Source organism: Atopobium sp. BS2 (assembly GCF_000565075.1).
GTDB lineage: Bacteria > Actinomycetota > Coriobacteriia > Coriobacteriales > Atopobiaceae > Lancefieldella.
Genome location: NZ_JDFG01000048.1, coordinates 35,781 through 51,414 on the forward strand (window position 1 = coordinate 35,781; position 15,634 = coordinate 51,414).

15 protein-coding genes are annotated in these 15,634 nt (G+C 48.5%); all 15 read left to right on the top strand.

Annotation, left to right across the window (positions count from 1 at the left end):
* Nucleotides 1-74: 74 nt before the first annotated feature.
* On the top strand, nucleotides 75-242 hold the full coding sequence (locus HMPREF1492_RS07720; protein WP_198014354.1) for a CD1871A family CXXC motif-containing protein: 168 nt from the start codon (nucleotides 75-77) through the stop codon (nucleotides 240-242).
* Between the two features lie 10 nt (nucleotides 243-252).
* A complete protein-coding gene (locus HMPREF1492_RS06825) occupies nucleotides 253-1,212 on the top strand; it encodes a 4Fe-4S binding protein (protein ID WP_035437360.1) in 960 nt (319 codons plus the stop codon).
* Between the two features lie 59 nt (nucleotides 1,213-1,271).
* On the top strand, nucleotides 1,272-1,910 hold the full coding sequence (locus tag HMPREF1492_RS06830) for a TlpA family protein disulfide reductase (protein WP_035437364.1): 639 nt from the start codon (nucleotides 1,272-1,274) through the stop codon (nucleotides 1,908-1,910).
* A gap of 178 nt (nucleotides 1,911-2,088) precedes the next feature.
* Entirely contained in the window at nucleotides 2,089-2,769 is a 681-nt protein-coding gene (locus tag HMPREF1492_RS06835) for a response regulator transcription factor (protein ID WP_035437366.1), read from the top strand.
* The gene (locus tag HMPREF1492_RS06840; RefSeq protein WP_035437368.1) at nucleotides 2,762-3,922 is read left to right on the top strand and encodes a sensor histidine kinase; all 1,161 of its coding nucleotides are present in this window, start codon (nucleotides 2,762-2,764) and stop codon (nucleotides 3,920-3,922) included. Before HMPREF1492_RS06835 ends, HMPREF1492_RS06840 begins: the two co-directional genes overlap by 8 nt.
* Nucleotides 3,923-4,038: 116 nt before the next feature.
* A complete protein-coding gene (locus HMPREF1492_RS06845) occupies nucleotides 4,039-4,707 on the top strand; it encodes a transaldolase family protein (protein WP_035437371.1) in 669 nt (222 codons plus the stop codon).
* An 881-nt stretch (nucleotides 4,708-5,588) separates the two neighbouring features.
* The gene (gene dnaK / locus HMPREF1492_RS06850) at nucleotides 5,589-7,493 is read left to right on the top strand and encodes a molecular chaperone DnaK (protein WP_035437373.1); all 1,905 of its coding nucleotides are present in this window, start codon (nucleotides 5,589-5,591) and stop codon (nucleotides 7,491-7,493) included.
* A gap of 117 nt (nucleotides 7,494-7,610) precedes the next feature.
* Nucleotides 7,611-8,465: a nucleotide exchange factor GrpE gene (gene grpE, locus HMPREF1492_RS06855; RefSeq protein ID WP_051479446.1), complete on the top strand. Its 855-nt coding sequence runs from the start codon at nucleotides 7,611-7,613 to the stop codon at nucleotides 8,463-8,465.
* A gap of 33 nt (nucleotides 8,466-8,498) precedes the next feature.
* A complete protein-coding gene (locus tag HMPREF1492_RS06860; protein ID WP_035437376.1) occupies nucleotides 8,499-9,431 on the top strand; it encodes a DnaJ C-terminal domain-containing protein in 933 nt (310 codons plus the stop codon).
* Nucleotides 9,431-9,904 carry a heat shock protein transcriptional repressor HspR gene (locus tag HMPREF1492_RS06865; protein WP_035437380.1) on the top strand — a complete coding sequence of 158 codons (474 nt, stop codon included), beginning with the start codon at nucleotides 9,431-9,433 and terminating at the stop codon, nucleotides 9,902-9,904. The genes HMPREF1492_RS06860 and HMPREF1492_RS06865 overlap by 1 nt, the downstream gene beginning before the upstream one ends.
* Before the next feature lie 189 nt (nucleotides 9,905-10,093).
* Complete coding sequence (locus tag HMPREF1492_RS06870) at nucleotides 10,094-11,728, top strand: ABC transporter ATP-binding protein (protein WP_035437383.1); 1,635 nt, start codon at nucleotides 10,094-10,096, stop codon at nucleotides 11,726-11,728.
* A 64-nt stretch (nucleotides 11,729-11,792) separates the two neighbouring features.
* Nucleotides 11,793-12,134 (top strand): hypothetical protein, encoded by a 342-nt coding sequence (locus HMPREF1492_RS06875; RefSeq protein WP_035437385.1) that lies wholly within the window; start codon nucleotides 11,793-11,795, stop codon nucleotides 12,132-12,134.
* Complete coding sequence (locus HMPREF1492_RS06880; RefSeq protein ID WP_232215632.1) at nucleotides 12,112-12,564, top strand: PIN domain-containing protein; 453 nt, start codon at nucleotides 12,112-12,114, stop codon at nucleotides 12,562-12,564. Before HMPREF1492_RS06875 ends, HMPREF1492_RS06880 begins: the two co-directional genes overlap by 23 nt.
* A gap of 168 nt (nucleotides 12,565-12,732) precedes the next feature.
* Nucleotides 12,733-15,315, top strand: a complete 2,583-nt coding sequence (clpB, locus tag HMPREF1492_RS06885; RefSeq protein WP_035437386.1) for an ATP-dependent chaperone ClpB — start codon at nucleotides 12,733-12,735, stop codon at nucleotides 15,313-15,315.
* A gap of 12 nt (nucleotides 15,316-15,327) precedes the next feature.
* A complete protein-coding gene (locus HMPREF1492_RS06890) occupies nucleotides 15,328-15,606 on the top strand; it encodes a hypothetical protein (protein WP_084055008.1) in 279 nt (92 codons plus the stop codon).
* Nucleotides 15,607-15,634: the final 28 nt, after the last annotated feature.

Consider the following 15,634-nt stretch of genomic DNA (forward strand, 5'->3'; position numbering starts at 1 on the left):
TGGAAAATTTAAATCAGCTTAACAGGGATTTAACACCCCTTCTGTTGTACTAGAGCCAGGAGAAGGGAGTATCTATGAAATCAAAGCAAGCTTGTGGTTGGAGCTGCCGCCTACGTGTCCTGCCTATTCTATTTTTGCTATTAGGATGCGCATTTGTAGTCTATGGCGCTTCTCGCGGAGAGGTTAGTGTCGTATTGGGAAAAGCGGTACGAATCTGCCTTGAGTGTGTAGGTATTGGTTAGGTGACCTGCAGTGAAAGTGTTCTCAGGGATAAAATTTCTTGGAAAGAAAGTACGAGAATTTATCACTAAAAGAGGTTTCGTACAGGCATGCGCAACCTTTCTGACTAACCCTCACCTAACAAATTTTGCTAAGGGAACTATCTATACTGGTCCTGCAAAGTCAGTCTGTGTCCCTGGACTTAACTGCTATTCTTGCCCAGCAGCTACGGGAGCTTGCCCGATTGGAGCATTTCAGGCAGTAGTTGGATCTTCTAAATTCAGCTTCTCGTATTACATTACGGGTATTTTGATTCTCATTGGAACTTTGCTAGGCAGGTTTGTCTGCGGATTTCTTTGTCCATTTGGCTGGGTACAAGATCTTCTCCACAAGATTCCATTCCCAAAAAAATTTAGCACCAAAAAGCTCAAAGCCTTGCGCTATTTGAAGTACGTCATATTAATTGTGCTTGTCTGGGCTCTACCGGCTTTGATTCAAAATGCTGTAGGAATGGGAGAGCCTTATTTCTGTAAGTATGTTTGTCCACAGGGAATTCTCGAGGGAGCAATTCCGCTTTCTTTAGCAGATGTCAGCATTAGGGCAGCTCTGGGCACACTTTTTACGATGAAGTTCAGCATTCTGGCAACTGTCGTGCTATTGAGCATCATGTTTTATCGTCCTTTTTGCAAATGGATTTGCCCGCTCGGGGCTTTTTATTCTCTGTTCAATCGCATCTCAATTTTGCAGTATCGAGTTGACGAGAAGACCTGTGTAAGCTGCGGAAAGTGTGCGCGTACATGCAAGATGGACGTAGATATTACGAAGAACAACGCAGCTCTTGAGTGCATTCGCTGCGGAGAGTGCATAAAGGTATGTCCTGTTCATGCGATTGATGCAAAACTCCTGTTAATCAACAAGAAAATTGAGCAGTCGGAAAAGGTTGCTACAGCAAAGCACTTGGCTGATCTACAGGCGACAAGCTCAATAAAGTAAGTGTCATAAAACGTGTATAGCTACGTTTCGTACGTAGAAAAGACAGAAAGGACTATGAAATGAAAAAATTTGTAACAAAATCCCTGACGTATGTCGCTGGCCTACTTATGGCAGTTGCGCTTGTTGGATGCAGCGTTGGTGGTACTGGTAACACAGGCACAACAACCGCTCCAACTGCCGAGCAGCAGAATTCTGCTGCAGTTCCACCTGAGGCAGCATCAAAACTGCACCTCAAAGACGGCGACACCTTCCCAGATTTTAAGGCAACAGATATCACTACTGGCGCTACCTATGACAACACCGTATTTGGACAGAATAAGGTCACTGTTCTGACCTTCTGGTTCAATGGCTGTACTGGCTGCATTCAGGAGATGCCAATGCTTCAAGAACTTGCTGATACCTATAAGGACAAAGGTGTCAATGTCTTGGGTGTTAACGCCGAAGCTGCATACACGGACGACGCTAAGAAGGAAGCCGTGAATATTCTCCAGAAGCAGGGCGTTACCTACGGAAACGTCGCTCTTGATCCTCACAGCGATGGCGGTCACGTTATCGAAGGCCTCACAGCGTTCCCAACTACTATGGTTATTGACCAGAACGGTAGACTTGTGGGCGATCCAATTACCGGTGGCTCCAGCAAGCTTCAGGGCAGCGAGCTTCAAAAGCGCGTTGACCAGGCTCTTGCTCAGTCAAAGTAGGTTATAGAAACTTACATACCACTCACGGCACACGGCGAGAAGAACTTCTCGCCGTAGGGTTCAATCGGTTAGCATTTGAAGTGTTGTATGAAGTACGCCTGGGCTGAGTCACTTGAGCTTGGTCCAGGCGTACTCTAACGCTTGCAACTAGCATCAAGCTGCATTTGAAAGGGAAGAATTGAAAATCCTTGTAGTGGAAGATGAAAAAGAGCTTCTTGCCTCTATTGGAGAGGGGCTTGAGCTGGACGGTTATTACGTTGATCTTGTCGACAACGGCACTCAGGCTCTTGAAATGGCTCAGCTTGAACAATATGACCTGATTCTACTTGACCTTAACCTTCCTGGTATCGATGGACTTGATTTGCTGCGTACGCTACGAGCGGAGCACTCAGAGACTAAGGTGCTGATTCTTTCTGCGCGTTCATCGGTGTCTGATCGCATTGTTGGATTAGACGCGGGTGCTGATGACTACCTTATAAAACCCTTTGCGTTTGGTGAGCTCGAGGCCCGTATTAGGACGCTCCTGCGCCGTGAGTACACTCACGGAGAGGTGTGTTTGATAGCTGGAAAACTTCGGTTTGACACTACGGCTCGACAAGTTTTTGTTGGAGACGCTCAGGTTAATTTCACCAAGAAAGAACTTGCAATCCTAGAGTATCTGATGCGACATGCTGGAGCAGTTGTGAGCAGTGAAGAGCTAATGACTCATGCGTGGGATAGCAACGTGGACTTATTCAGCAATTCTGTTCGTGTTCACATTTTTTCGGTACGAAAAAAGTTGCGAGAAGCTCTTGGATATGACCCGATTTCCAACAAAGTAGGAGAGGGTTATTGCTTTAAGAGGGACAGCGATGACTAAGATAAGTGAAATAATCCCAAAGCCAATGCGCTCGATACGTGCCCAACTCACTCTTCTTATGGTGGGCTTATTGGTGTGCTGTTGCGTTGTTTTAACCTGGCTTGTGTATCGCTCGACTTCTGAGCTGCTGGAACTAGCTGCAGCTAACGCCATCAATCAGGGAGCTCTTTCTATCGTTTTGGATGTAGATGCTATCGAACGCTCTATTTTGTTTGACGCGTTAGGCATCTTGCTCTTTGTGATTGTTGCAGGAAGCTGTGTAGCTTATTTTTTAATAGGCCACTATACCAAGCCAGTTCAACAACTCTCTGCTCACATGAAAGAAATGAGCCCAAATACATTGTCTGATTCCATTGAAATTGAGGGCGGTGGAGAAGAGATTCAAGAGCTGGTTAAGTCATTTAATCAGATGACTGAGCAACTAGATGAAGCGTTTGCAATGCAGAGGCGTTTCTCGGCAAGCGCAGCTCACGAGCTCAGAACGCCAATTACTGTACTAAGGACCAAGCTGGATGTTTTTAAGAAAAAGAAACGCGAACAGCATGAATATGACGAGCTTGTAACTACGATGGAGACATACATTGACCGCCTATCTTCCATCATCACTGATCTTTTGGAATTTGCGGAGACATCTGAGCTAGGAGAGGTTGAGGATGTTTCTCTTGATTCAGTAATTAAAACGGTCGTGGATGATCTTGAATCGGTTGCTCAAAATAATATGGTAAACGTGCAGGTTAATACGCAGATTGATGCACATTCTGATACACAATCTGAGGCACAGGCCTTTATCGTTAAAGGAAATACCAATCTGCTATATCGAGCTCTTTACAACCTGGTTGAAAATGCCATTCGTTATAACAATGAAGAAGGTTCAGTCAACATTACCCTAGAAACGAAGGGTCAAGAAGGCGTGGTTATAATTGCCGATACAGGAGTGGGCATAGCTCCAGAGCAAAGAGAGCTTATTTTTGAGCCGTTCTACAGGGTGAATAAGTCACGATCCAGAGAGTTTGGCGGCGCAGGCATTGGCCTCTCGCTGGTTAAAACCATCTTAAAGCGACATGGAGCTTCCATCACAGTCTCTGAAAACAACCCTCAGGGTTCTGTGTTTACAATCAGAATTCCACTGGTAGACGCTGTAGATTCCGATTAGCACTTCACATACGCCGCCGTTTGGAGATAAGACTAAATATCAGCTTATGGCGAGAAGTACAACGGCTAGAATAGTGCTCAGCACATAGATGCTCTAGTGATAAAGGGGAGCCAAGCATGGAGTTTATTCTAGATACAGCTGATCTTGAGGCTGTTAAGCAACTTGATGAGCTTTTGACCATCGATGGAGTTACCACTAATCCTTCAATTATTACTAGAAGCGGTAAGCAGCCTGGACAGGTCATCAAGGAGTTTGTGGAATATCTACTTCCTGACCAGAAATTCTTTGTTCAGGTTGTCTCGACTGACTATGAACAAATGCTGGAAGAGGCTCGATATATCTGTGGTCTTCGCCCCGAGAATACCTATGTGAAGATTCCTGTTACCCGTAATGGATACAAGGCGATTAAGCAGCTCAAATCCGAGGGACTGGGTGTCCTGGCAACTGCAATTTATTCGGCTGACGAGGCATTCTTGGCAGCTATGAATGGCGCAGATTACCTGGCTCCTTATGTTAACCGCATGTGTAATTACGGTGACGGAATCGGTCAGGTTTTTGATCTTATGCAGATGCTTGAAACTCACGGACTGAATTCTAAGATTCTTGCCGCATCGTTTAAGAATACCGAGCAGGTTCATGTGCTCATTTCTGCAGGTATTGATGCAGTCACTCTTCCACCTGATATTGTTTACACAATGATGGATCACCCCGGAACAAAGATTGCTGTTGACGAGTTTTCCGCAGCATGGCGTGAGGCTTATGGAAGGGATAATCTATTACGATAATAGAAGCATTAGTAAGCTTAGTTCTCTTCAGGTGATTTTTTAATAGAGGAAAAATTATGTATAAAAGAGCACAATTAGCCACTATAAAAGAGGCTGTAATTAAAGCTGAGAACAAAAAAATTAGAAACAGGTTTTCAGTTAAATCAAACACTACGTATATTATCGAATTTAGCTCATTGATCATCGGCGGAAAGTTTCTTGATAATTGAAATATATAGAGAGAAAATTCTTTCGCTCCGTAAAAGAATTCAATAAGAATAAAGAGTATTAGGAAGACAAATAATTCCCACTTCATCATATCAAGTAGCATTTCTTTATTTGTTAACTGGGCTTTTATTTTTTTATCAGACAAAAGTATTAAGGCAAAAAAATTAGAACTTCCCAGAAAAAGCATAATAAAATCAAAATAAGTTCCAAACAACAGAACGAAGATAGCTGAGAGAAATACTGGGATGTAGCAAACAGATATTTCCTGTTGATGATTTTTTACTTCAGAAGGCAAAAAATTTTTTTTTCTTAAGGGAGACATTATTTTGCTCGAATTTCAAAAACCATCTAGTAGAAGATATAAACAAAAATACTAATGAAAGTGGGCCAAGTAATAAAATGTTGCTAGAAAGCAAATGGATTAGCGATTTATAAATCATGCTAGCTCCTTTCTAGGTTTTATGTATTTTAAACCAGCGGCTACAAAACGTCGGTGAAAAAATCTACTACAAACTGACTTAGATTATGTATATAAGTCAGACATAGGGGTATAAGCAAAACCGTAAAGCAGAAACACGGTATGTGTTTACGGTTAGCTTGTGCCCCTTTTCAGGTCATCTACCTGTGGGGTTTCTCGCCAAACGGAACACGTACATAGGAAAGGATGATTCACAATGGGTAAGATTCTTGGAATTGACCTGGGTACCACAAACTCAGCTATGGCTGTCCTCGAGGGTGGAGAGCCAACTATTATCGTTAACGCAGAGGGAGACCGCACAACTCCTTCCGTCGTCGGCTTCCGTGCTGACGGTGACCGCATTGTTGGTAAGGCAGCAAAGAACCAGGCTGTCACCAACCCTGTAAACACTGTTTTCTCCATCAAGCGTTTCATGGGCCGCAAGTTTGACGAGGTCCAGTCTGAGATTAAGACAGTCCCTTACAAGGTTAAGGCTGGCACCGACGGTCGCGCAGTCGTTGAGATTGACGGCGTGGACTACACTCCAGAGCAGATTAGCGCTATGACCCTCGCAAAGATGAAGGCAGACGCCGAGAAGTACCTTGGTGAGCCTGTAACCGACGCTGTCATTACTGTCCCAGCATACTTCAACGACGCACAGCGTCAGGCAACTAAGGATGCAGGCAAGATTGCTGGCCTCAACGTTCAGCGTATTGTCAACGAGCCAACCGCAGCAGCCCTTGCTTACGGTCTGGACAAGAAGGACCAGGACCACAAGGTTCTTGTCTTCGACCTCGGTGGCGGTACCTTCGACGTTTCCCTGCTTGATCTTGCAGACGGCGTTGTTGAGGTTCTTGCAACCAACGGCGACAACCACCTGGGCGGCGACGACTGGGATCAGCGCGTTATCGACTGGCTTGCAGACAAGTTCAACTCCGATAACAGCATTGACCTTCGCAAGGATCCAATGGCACTTCAGCGCCTCAAGGAGGCTGCAGAGAATGCCAAGAAGGAGCTCTCCAGCGCTCAGCAGGCACAGATTAACCTGCCATTCATCACTGCAGACGCATCTGGTCCTAAGCACCTTGACTACACTCTGACTCGTGCAGAGTTTGAGCGCATCACCCGCGATCTTCTCGACCGCTGCAAGGCTCCTGTAACCAAGGCACTCCAGGACGCAGGCCTTCAGCTCTCCGATGTCAGCGAGGTTATTCTGGTCGGCGGCTCCACTCGTATGCCAGCTGTTCAGGACCTGGTCAAGAGCATGACCGGCAAGCAACCTAACATGTCCGTCAATCCAGACGAGGTTGTTGCAGACGGCGCAGCTGTTCAGGGCGGCGTTCTTACCGGCGACGTCTCCGGCATCCTGCTGCTGGACGTAACCCCACTGTCCCTGGGCGTTGAGACCCTTGGCGGCGTTGTTGACAAGGTCATCGACCGCAACACCACCATCCCAACTTCCAGCACAAAGGTTTACTCCACCGCAGCTGACAACCAAACTTCCGTTGAGATTCACGTCCTCCAGGGCGAGCGCGAGATGGCTTCTGACAACAAGAGCCTTGGTAAGTTCAACCTTACCGGTATTCCTGCTGCTCAGCGTGGTATCCCTCAGATTGAGGTTACCTTTGACATCGACGCAAACGGCATCCTGAAGGTCACCGCTAAAGACAAGGCAACCGACAAGTCCCAGGAGATTACCATTTCTGGATCCACCGCTCTGTCCGACGATGAAGTTGACCGCATGGTCAAGGACGCAGAGTCCCACGCTGAGGAAGACAAGAAGCGTAAGGACGAGATTGAGGTCCGCAACCAGGTAGACTCCCTGGCATACAGCACCGAGCAGACCGTCAAAGACCTTGGCGATAAGGTCCCAGAGGATCAGAAGAAGGCCGTTGAAGAGGCTGTTGCTGAGGCAAAGACCGCACTTGATGGCTCCGACATTGAGGCAATCAAGAAGGCTGGCGAGAAGCTCACCGAGGTTGGTCAGAAGCTCGCAGAAATTGTTTACGCAGACGCTCAGGCTCAGACCGCAGGCAACAATGGCGCAGCAAGTAACCCTTCTGAGCCAGACGTTGTTGATGCAGACTACGAGGTTGTCGACGACGATAAGAACCAGAACTAATCTGAGTTTCTCGGCATATGCGCTTGGGTAACTTGGTGCAGCAGCTGGTAGACAATGTGATATGACTCGGAGGCGGCTGGCGGAAACGTTTGGCCGCCTTCTACACATAGGGAGGTGATGGCAGTGACAACAGCAGACCAGAACAAGGTTGACACTACCTTTGATAACGAGAATAACGGTGATGAAACCGTAGGCGCCGTCGGCGTTGTGGGAGATGGTTCCGCAAGTCAGACGCTTGATGGCAACGCGACCGCTGCCAACGGCGCAGCTGGCGCGGCGGGCGCAGGCCGTCCGATGACCGAAGAAGAGATGGTTGCTGAGGCAATTCGTCGTGGAGAAGAGACGGCTGAGGCAGAGATTGCTGCTGACGCTCAGCGTGCAGCTCAGGAGCGCGACCGCCTGCAGAACGAGCTGGACTCGGTTTCTGACCAGATTGAGGCAGCAAAGCAGCAGGCAGCTGAGGCAAATGATCGCTTCCTGCGTCTGCAGGCTGACTGGGACAACTACCGTCGTCGTACCGCTCAGGAGCGTCTTGATGAGCGCCAGCGCGCAACAGAGAAGCTGGTAGTTGACCTGCTTCCTGTCATTGATGACCTTGAGCGCGCAATTGAGCACGCGGACAATCTGACAGACCCTGCAGCTCAGCAGTTTGTTGAGGGCGTCTCCGCAGTATGCAATAAGCTTGTGGGCGTCTTGAACAAAGAGGGTGTTGAGGTAGTTAACCCTGTGGGCGAGGCTTTTGATCCTCTATCTCACCAGGCAGTGAGCCAGATTGAGGACACCGAGGCATATGATGAAACCGTCGCTCAGGTGTACCAAAAGGGCTATCGTATGGGCGGCAAGGACATTCGTACTGCGATGGTTGTTGTTACCCACGGCGGCCCAAAGCGTCCAGTAGAGCAAGAAGCCACAGACGGTGCAGACAGTGCAGAAGCTGCAAATGGCACAACTGAGAACGGTGTAGCTGAGTAAGACAGAGTAGTTTTAGAGAGGAGGCCGTGCTGAATGGCAGGTAGTAAGACTTTTTATGACGTTCTTGGCGTGAAGCGCGACGCCTCGAAGTCTGATATTCAAAAAGCGTTTAGAAAACTTGCAGCTAAATACCACCCCGACAGAGGTGGCGATGAGGCCAAGTTCAAAGAGATTTCGGAAGCGTACAACACGCTCTCTGATGATAAGAAGCGCCAGGAGTATGACCAGATGCTCGCATTTGGCGGTATTCCTGGAGGTGGATTTGGTGGTCGCCAGGGTGGGTTCACCTATACCACCAACGTAAACGGCGCCAACTTTGCCGATTTCTTTAACGGCTTTGGTGGCGGTGCTGGTGCGGGAGCCGGCGGCTTTGACTTTGCCGACATCTTTGGCGGGCGAGCAAACCGTCCAGTTGCAGGTAGCGACCTTACTATGTCCGTAAACGTATCGTTTGATGAGGCGTTTAAGGGAACTTCTCGCAAGGCAACATATCGCATGCCTTCAACTGGTGAGGAGCAATCGCTCACCATTAAGGTGCCAGCTGGTGCCTACGATGGCATGAAGCTGCGTTACAAGAAGCGTGGCGAGTACGGCGTAAATGGTGGTCCACGAGGCAACCTTGTGGTTACCATCAACGTTGCGGCCCACCCGGTCTTCTCGCGAGATGGCGCTGACGTGCGCATGAAGCTGCCAGTGAGTATCTACGAGGCGGCTTTGGGCACCTCGGTTGACGTGCCAACGCCTGACGGAACTACCGTGCGACTCAAGGTTCCTGCAGGTACACAGAGTGGAAAGACGTTCAGGTTCAAGAATCTGGGCGCTCCTCGCGTAAAGGATTCTGCTACTCGCGGCGCGCTATATGTTTCGGTGGACGTTAAGGTTCCAACAAAACTTTCCAAGAAGGAGCGAGACGCTCTTCAGGCGCTGCTTGATGCCGACGAGCGCAGCTACCGAGAGGAGCGGTAATGGCTCGAAAGAAGGACGACGGTCGTAACAAGCCGCTCTACATGATTAGCGTTGCGGCCGAGCTCACGGGCATGCATCCGCAGACGCTGCGCGTGTACGAGCAGAAGGGCCTGATTAATCCCGGCCGTTCCAGGGGCAACACGCGCCTGTACTCTCGCGCGGATATTGACCGCCTCAATCTTGTTTCAAAGTTGACGGACGAGGGCATCAATCTTGCCGGTGTCGTGCGCATTTTGGACATGCGTGAACGAGCTCTCGAGAAGGACGATCTTATTGATGAGCTGCGTGAACGCATCCGCGTGCTTGAGGATGAGCTCCACGAGTATCACATGCGTGAGCGCATTACCTCGCTTGTTCGCTACAGCGAGACCAGCCCAGAGATGGTGATGCAGCGCTTACTGGGCATGCCAAGTTCCGCTTCTTCTGACGCCAACGCCGCCGAGGACAACTCGGCGCAGCCAAAAGAATCGTAAGACGACGAGGCAAATGCTACTAGTAAGATGATCAGCTCTCCGCGAGTAAATGCGGGGAGCTGGTTTTTTTGGATTCGGCTACCATTTACCGAATACCGAATACCGAATACCGAATACCGAATACCGAATACCGAATACCGAATACAGTCATAACCTTTTTTAAACGAAATCTCTTTTAAGGGAGATGGCATGCTTAAATACCTTTACGCTCAGCAAAAAAGCAAACTATTTTTCTTTATAGTCTTCTCTCTTTTGAGCAGCTTGTTTGAAATTGCCCTTTCATTTGTAATGCTCCAATCCGTTAACCTTGCCATGGACGGCAATCTGTCGGATGCATTGAATGATGGCCTCTGGTTTGGCCTTTACATACTCTGCTATTTTATCGTCGACTTGATTTGCAGGCGTTTGCGCTGGTCAGTAATACAGGGCTGTCAAACGCATTTACGTGATGAGCTGATACAAAAGATTTTCAGTCGTTCAATTCCTGAGTTCCACTCGTTCAATACCAGTCATTGGCTCTCAATCCTTACTAACGACCTTGATTTACTTGAGGAAACATACTTTCGCGTCTTTATTGATCTTTTGATAGATGTTTTTTCTGGTGTAGTAAGCCTAATAATCTTGCTGTTTATTTCACCATGGCTCGTACTGTTCATTTTGTGCATGATTGCTGTCCAGATGTTTGTTCCTAACACAATGTCTGGAATTATTTCTAACAAGCGAAAAGAACAATCTGAATCAGCTGAACATTTTATTGCTACAGCAAATGAGCATCTTGAAGGGTTTGATCTGCTTAGAAGCTTTCATCTAACAGAGGCTTCGCGGGTTGCCATGAGCAGCGCGAATCAGGCTTGGGAGAAGCAGAAATTTGGAGCTCGTTACTTTAGTTCTTTGGCACGTTTACTTTCATTTACTGTAGGACAAATTATTTACATCGGAATTTATTTTATTGGCGCCATTCTTACTCTTAATGGATTGATGACAGTAGGAATGATGGTCGCGGCATCTCAGCTTGTTGTTTACATAGCAAACCCTATTCAAAACATAAGTGATTCAATTACTGATATGAGAAGTGCAAAAGAGATTATTACTAAAATACAAACACTTCTTGATGAAGCTCCAGCTACAGAAAGTGGAACAGAAGATACCCCTGAGCACTTTACGAATCTATCGATCAATCATGTTTCGTATGGTTATGACGAGGACAAATTAGTTTTGTCGGATATTAGTTTTACTTTGGAACGTGGCAGAAAGTATCTTCTTGAGGGAAGCTCGGGAAGTGGAAAAACAACACTAATCAAACTGTTAACGGATGCCCTGAGCCCAGATAGCGGAGATATTTGCTTGGATGGTGTGTCGATCAAGCAATTCAAAAGCGAGCAATACGCTCGGTTCATAATCCCTTGTTCTCAGCAAACGTTCATTTTTAATGCGACCATCAGGGATAACGTTACGTTGTTTTGCCATGAGTTTACCGATGAAGAAATTATTGATGCTATAACAAAGTCAGGTTTTTCTGAGATTCTTACCAGATATCCAGATGGAATCAATCATATGATTGACCAGGCAGGAAGTAGTCTTTCTGGTGGAGAACGACAGCGATTGGCTCTTGCACGAATCTTTTTGTTTAAGCCACAAATTGTGATTTATGACGAGAGTTTTGCCCATTTGGATTCCGATTCGGTTCAGAGTCTCATTGATTTGATTTTAAAAGATGATGAGAGAACCGTTGTTATGACATCTCATCAAGTAACTCCAGAAATAAGAGAGCGCTTCCACTCTCTTGTTCTAAAAGACGGAAACATCCAGTCAGAAACCGTTTAGCTTTTGCTTCTTGACCTAGTTGTAATACATGAATACAATGATATAACTAGGTAAAGGAGGGGCTATGGACAGTATTGTAACCGCCCGTGTTCCTGTTGAAGTAAAAAATCAGGTTTCTGAAGTTCTTGAATCGCTCGGATCAAACACCACCAAACTGATTAATGCTGCATTTGAATATGTGCTGGTAACAGGCAAGCTTCCCGATGCCCATGAGGGTGCTGCGTCAGAACTGTCTGCTAGAGGATCTTCTCGCCAATTGAGTGAGAAGGACAAAGAGCAGCTTTCGGCACTCTTTGAAAAGATTTCAGTTCCCGCACCGGCGTCGTTTTGGAATGATTTGGGCGACAGCACCTACAAAGAGGCAATCAGCGAGTGGAGGTCAAATGACTATGAAGCTCTTGATTGACACTAATGTTTTGCTGGATGTCTTTTTATGCAGAGAGCAGTTTGTTGCTGATGCAAAAAAGCTTTTCATAATGAAGCAGTTCAGAGACGCTGAGCTGTGGATAGCAGCTCAGTCATACACGGATCTCTACTATGTTGGTGCTAAGGCTCATGGCTCTGCTCGCATGCAAGAAATACTTAAAGAGGTATTTCCACTGCTTAACGTGTGTTCTATTGATGGTGCGGATATTTCGAATGCACTGTCGGAGCAGTGGGAAGACTTTGAAGACTGTCTTATTTGGCGAGCAGCTAAAAAGATAAAGGCAGACTATATCGTCACAAGAAATGTGGCAGATTTTACTCGCTCAGATATACCAGTACTTACACCTGGTGAGTTTTTCTCGACAATGGAAGCTGAGCAAAATCTGGTTTATGAAGAGGCGGAATTTTAGAAGCAATAAGGCGTGGAGCAGGGCTGCGAAAAAGCTCAGTACAACGCGATAAGAAAATCTACTACAAACACACTTAGATATGTATTAAAAGTCGTGCTTGGGGGTATATAGAATCCGATGAAGATTCAGTCCCCGGCACGATTTTGTTTGGGGTAGGAGGGTGATTTTATGAGACTAGATAAATGGGCCGTAACCGCCCAGGAAGCACTGCAGGCAGCTCTTGGTATTGCTGGTGATGTAGAGGCTTCCGAGGTTGCACCAACACACCTGCTCAAGGCGCTGCTGGACAGCAATGAGCGCAACCTGCGTTCTATCTTGGAGAAGATTGGCGCAGATCCTGATGCAATTGCCACGCAGGTAGACCAGGCAATCTCTAAGGCTCCAAAGGTAAGCGGAGCACAGATTGGCATTGGCAATGACCTTCTCAAGGTTATCAACGAGGCAGAGAAGCTTGCCACTAAGTTGGGAGATTCCTACGTTACCTCCGAGCATCTGCTCACTGCGCTGGCAAACGACAACACTGACGCAGGTAGGATTCTTCGCGACGCCGGCGTTACTGCTAAGCGCGTGGAAGAGGTCTACAACGAGCTTCGTGGCGATGAACGCGTAATCTCTCAGGATGCAAAGCCGCAGTTTGAGGCCTTGGAGCAATACGGTCGCAACGTGACCGACCTTGCTCGCCAGGGAAAGCTTGATCCAGTTATTGGTCGCGTCGAAGAGATTCGCCGTACCATTCAGGTTCTGAGCCGCCGCACCAAGAACAATCCTGTTCTTATCGGCGAACCTGGTGTTGGTAAGACCGCAATTGTGGAAGGCCTGGCAGAGCGCATTGTTTCTGGCGACGTTCCAAGTACCCTGCGCGACAAAGAGCTTGTTGAGCTTGATATGTCTGCCCTGGTAGCAGGCGCAAAGTACCGCGGTGAGTTTGAGGACCGCCTGAAGAGCGTGGTAAAAGAGGTGGCCAAGTCTAATGGCCAGATTATCCTCTTCATCGACGAGCTTCACACCATCGTGGGCGCCGGCGCTTCCGAGGGTTCCATGGACGCTGGAAACATCTTGAAGCCAGCTCTTGCCCGTGGCGAGCTTCGCGCAATTGGTGCCACTACGCTGGATGAATACCGCAAGTACATCGAGAAAGACGCTGCTCTTGCACGTCGTTTCCAGACCGTACTTGTCTCCGAGCCTACTGTTGAGGACACCATCTCTATTCTGCGTGGCCTTAAGGAGAAGTACGAGCAGCACCATCGAGTCCGTATTACGGACTCCGCCCTGGTTGCAGCAGCAGACCTCTCTAACCGCTACATCTCTGACCGATTCTTGCCAGATAAGGCAATTGACCTGGTAGATGAGGCGGCATCAAGGCTTCGTATGGAGCTGGATTCTATGCCAGCAGAGATTGACGCGGTTGATCGTCAGCTCACTCAGATGCAGATTGAGGAGCAGGCTCTGATGAAGGAGGAGGACGCTGCTTCAAAGGAGCGCCTGGAAAACCTCCGTGCAGAGATTGCAACGACGCAGGAAAAGCTTGATGGCATGAAGGCCAACTGGCAGAACGAGCGTGGCGCAATTGACCTGGTACAGGACTTGAAGTCCCAGATTGAGGACGCAAAGACGCAGATGGAGCGCGTGACCCGTGAGGGTGATTTGGCGCAGGCATCCGAGCTTCGTTACAGCACCATTCCAGAGCTTGAGCGTAAATACGATGAGGCAGAAAAAGCGCTTCTCGCCAAGCAGGAAGACGGCGGAATCCTCAAGGAAGAGGTCACCACGGATGAGATTGCCGAGGTAGTTTCTTCGTGGACTGGCGTGCCTGTGTCCAAGATGATGCAGGGCGAGATGGACAAGCTCAAGAACCTTGAGGACCAGCTTCACCTGCGCGTTATTGGACAGGACGACGCTGTTTCCGCGGTTGCTGCAGCAGTTCGTCGTTCTCGCGCAGGACTTGCTGATCCAAACAAGCCTCTGGGTAACTTCCTCTTCCTGGGCCCAACCGGCGTGGGTAAGACCGAGCTAGCAAAGGCGCTGGCAGAGCTGCTATTTGACGACGAGCGTTCGATGATCCGCATTGATATGTCTGAGTACATGGAGAAGTTCTCGGTCCAGCGTCTCATTGGCGCACCTCCAGGATACGTGGGTTATGACGAGGGTGGCCAGCTCACCGAGGCAGTTCGTAGGCATCCATACTCCGTCATCTTGCTGGACGAGATGGAGAAGGCTCATCCTGACGTCTTCAACATCTTGCTGCAGGTTCTGGACGACGGTCGCCTAACCGATGGTCAAGGTAGGGTAGTGAGCTTCAAGAACACCATCATTATCATGACCAGTAACGTTGGTTCGCAGTTCATTGCTGGTGCCGGCGCAGAGGGCTTCAACGAGGAGTCCAGAAAACAGGTCATAGAGGCGCTGCGTAGATCCTTCCGTCCTGAGTTCTTGAACCGTATCGATGACGTGGTAATCTTCCAGCCTCTGGGTCTTGAGGACATCGAGCGCATCGTGGACATTCAGCTCAAGGATGTTCGTAGCAGGCTTGCTAACGAGCGCATGACGCTGGAACTTTCTGAGGCTGCAAAGCAGTCGCTGGCTCTTGACGGCCTGGATCCTGTTTACGGCGCTCGTCCTCTGAAGAGACTCATTCAGCGTCGCGTTGTTGATCAGGTAGCAAACTTGATTATTGCAGGTGAGCTGCATGAGGGCGATACTGTTCTGGTTGATACTGACGAGAATGGCAACTTGGTTGCTCGCAAGAAGTAAGTGAGGCTGCGCATGTGTGACGAGTCCAAGAGGGCCGAGAAACCCGAGCTGCAGGCCGCGGCACGCGAGGACGCTGCGACGGCTACACCGCAGGTCGCGGCTGCTGCGACGGCTACTGTGAAAGCCGCGACGCACAAGGACGCCGCGCACAAGGACACAGATTCCAAGAAAGCGCAGGTTGTTGACCCGGAGTTTGCTCGCGCAGAAAACGAGGACGATGACGGCTACGATCCGTACTCCGATCGTCGTCCCGTGAGCGAACCTCTCTTTGAGCGCGATCCCTGGAGCTAGATCACCGGGTTTCTCGCCAGGCGCTGCG

Coding starts and splice junctions, on each gene's coding strand:
- HMPREF1492_RS07720 (WP_198014354.1), top strand. CDS start 75: ATGAAATCAAAGCAAGCTTGTGGTTGGAGCTGCCGCCTACGTGTCCTG.
- HMPREF1492_RS06830 (WP_035437364.1), top strand. CDS start 1,272: ATGAAAAAATTTGTAACAAAATCCCTGACGTATGTCGCTGGCCTACTT.
- HMPREF1492_RS06840 (WP_035437368.1), top strand. CDS start 2,762: ATGACTAAGATAAGTGAAATAATCCCAAAGCCAATGCGCTCGATACGT.
- HMPREF1492_RS06845 (WP_035437371.1), top strand. CDS start 4,039: ATGGAGTTTATTCTAGATACAGCTGATCTTGAGGCTGTTAAGCAACTT.
- dnaK (WP_035437373.1), top strand. CDS start 5,589: ATGGGTAAGATTCTTGGAATTGACCTGGGTACCACAAACTCAGCTATG.
- grpE (WP_051479446.1), top strand. CDS start 7,611: ATGGCAGTGACAACAGCAGACCAGAACAAGGTTGACACTACCTTTGAT.
- HMPREF1492_RS06860 (WP_035437376.1), top strand. CDS start 8,499: ATGGCAGGTAGTAAGACTTTTTATGACGTTCTTGGCGTGAAGCGCGAC.
- HMPREF1492_RS06865 (WP_035437380.1), top strand. CDS start 9,431: ATGGCTCGAAAGAAGGACGACGGTCGTAACAAGCCGCTCTACATGATT.
- HMPREF1492_RS06870 (WP_035437383.1), top strand. CDS start 10,094: ATGCTTAAATACCTTTACGCTCAGCAAAAAAGCAAACTATTTTTCTTT.
- HMPREF1492_RS06875 (WP_035437385.1), top strand. CDS start 11,793: ATGGACAGTATTGTAACCGCCCGTGTTCCTGTTGAAGTAAAAAATCAG.
- HMPREF1492_RS06880 (WP_232215632.1), top strand. CDS start 12,112: ATGACTATGAAGCTCTTGATTGACACTAATGTTTTGCTGGATGTCTTT.
- clpB (WP_035437386.1), top strand. CDS start 12,733: ATGAGACTAGATAAATGGGCCGTAACCGCCCAGGAAGCACTGCAGGCA.
- HMPREF1492_RS06890 (WP_084055008.1), top strand. CDS start 15,328: ATGTGTGACGAGTCCAAGAGGGCCGAGAAACCCGAGCTGCAGGCCGCG.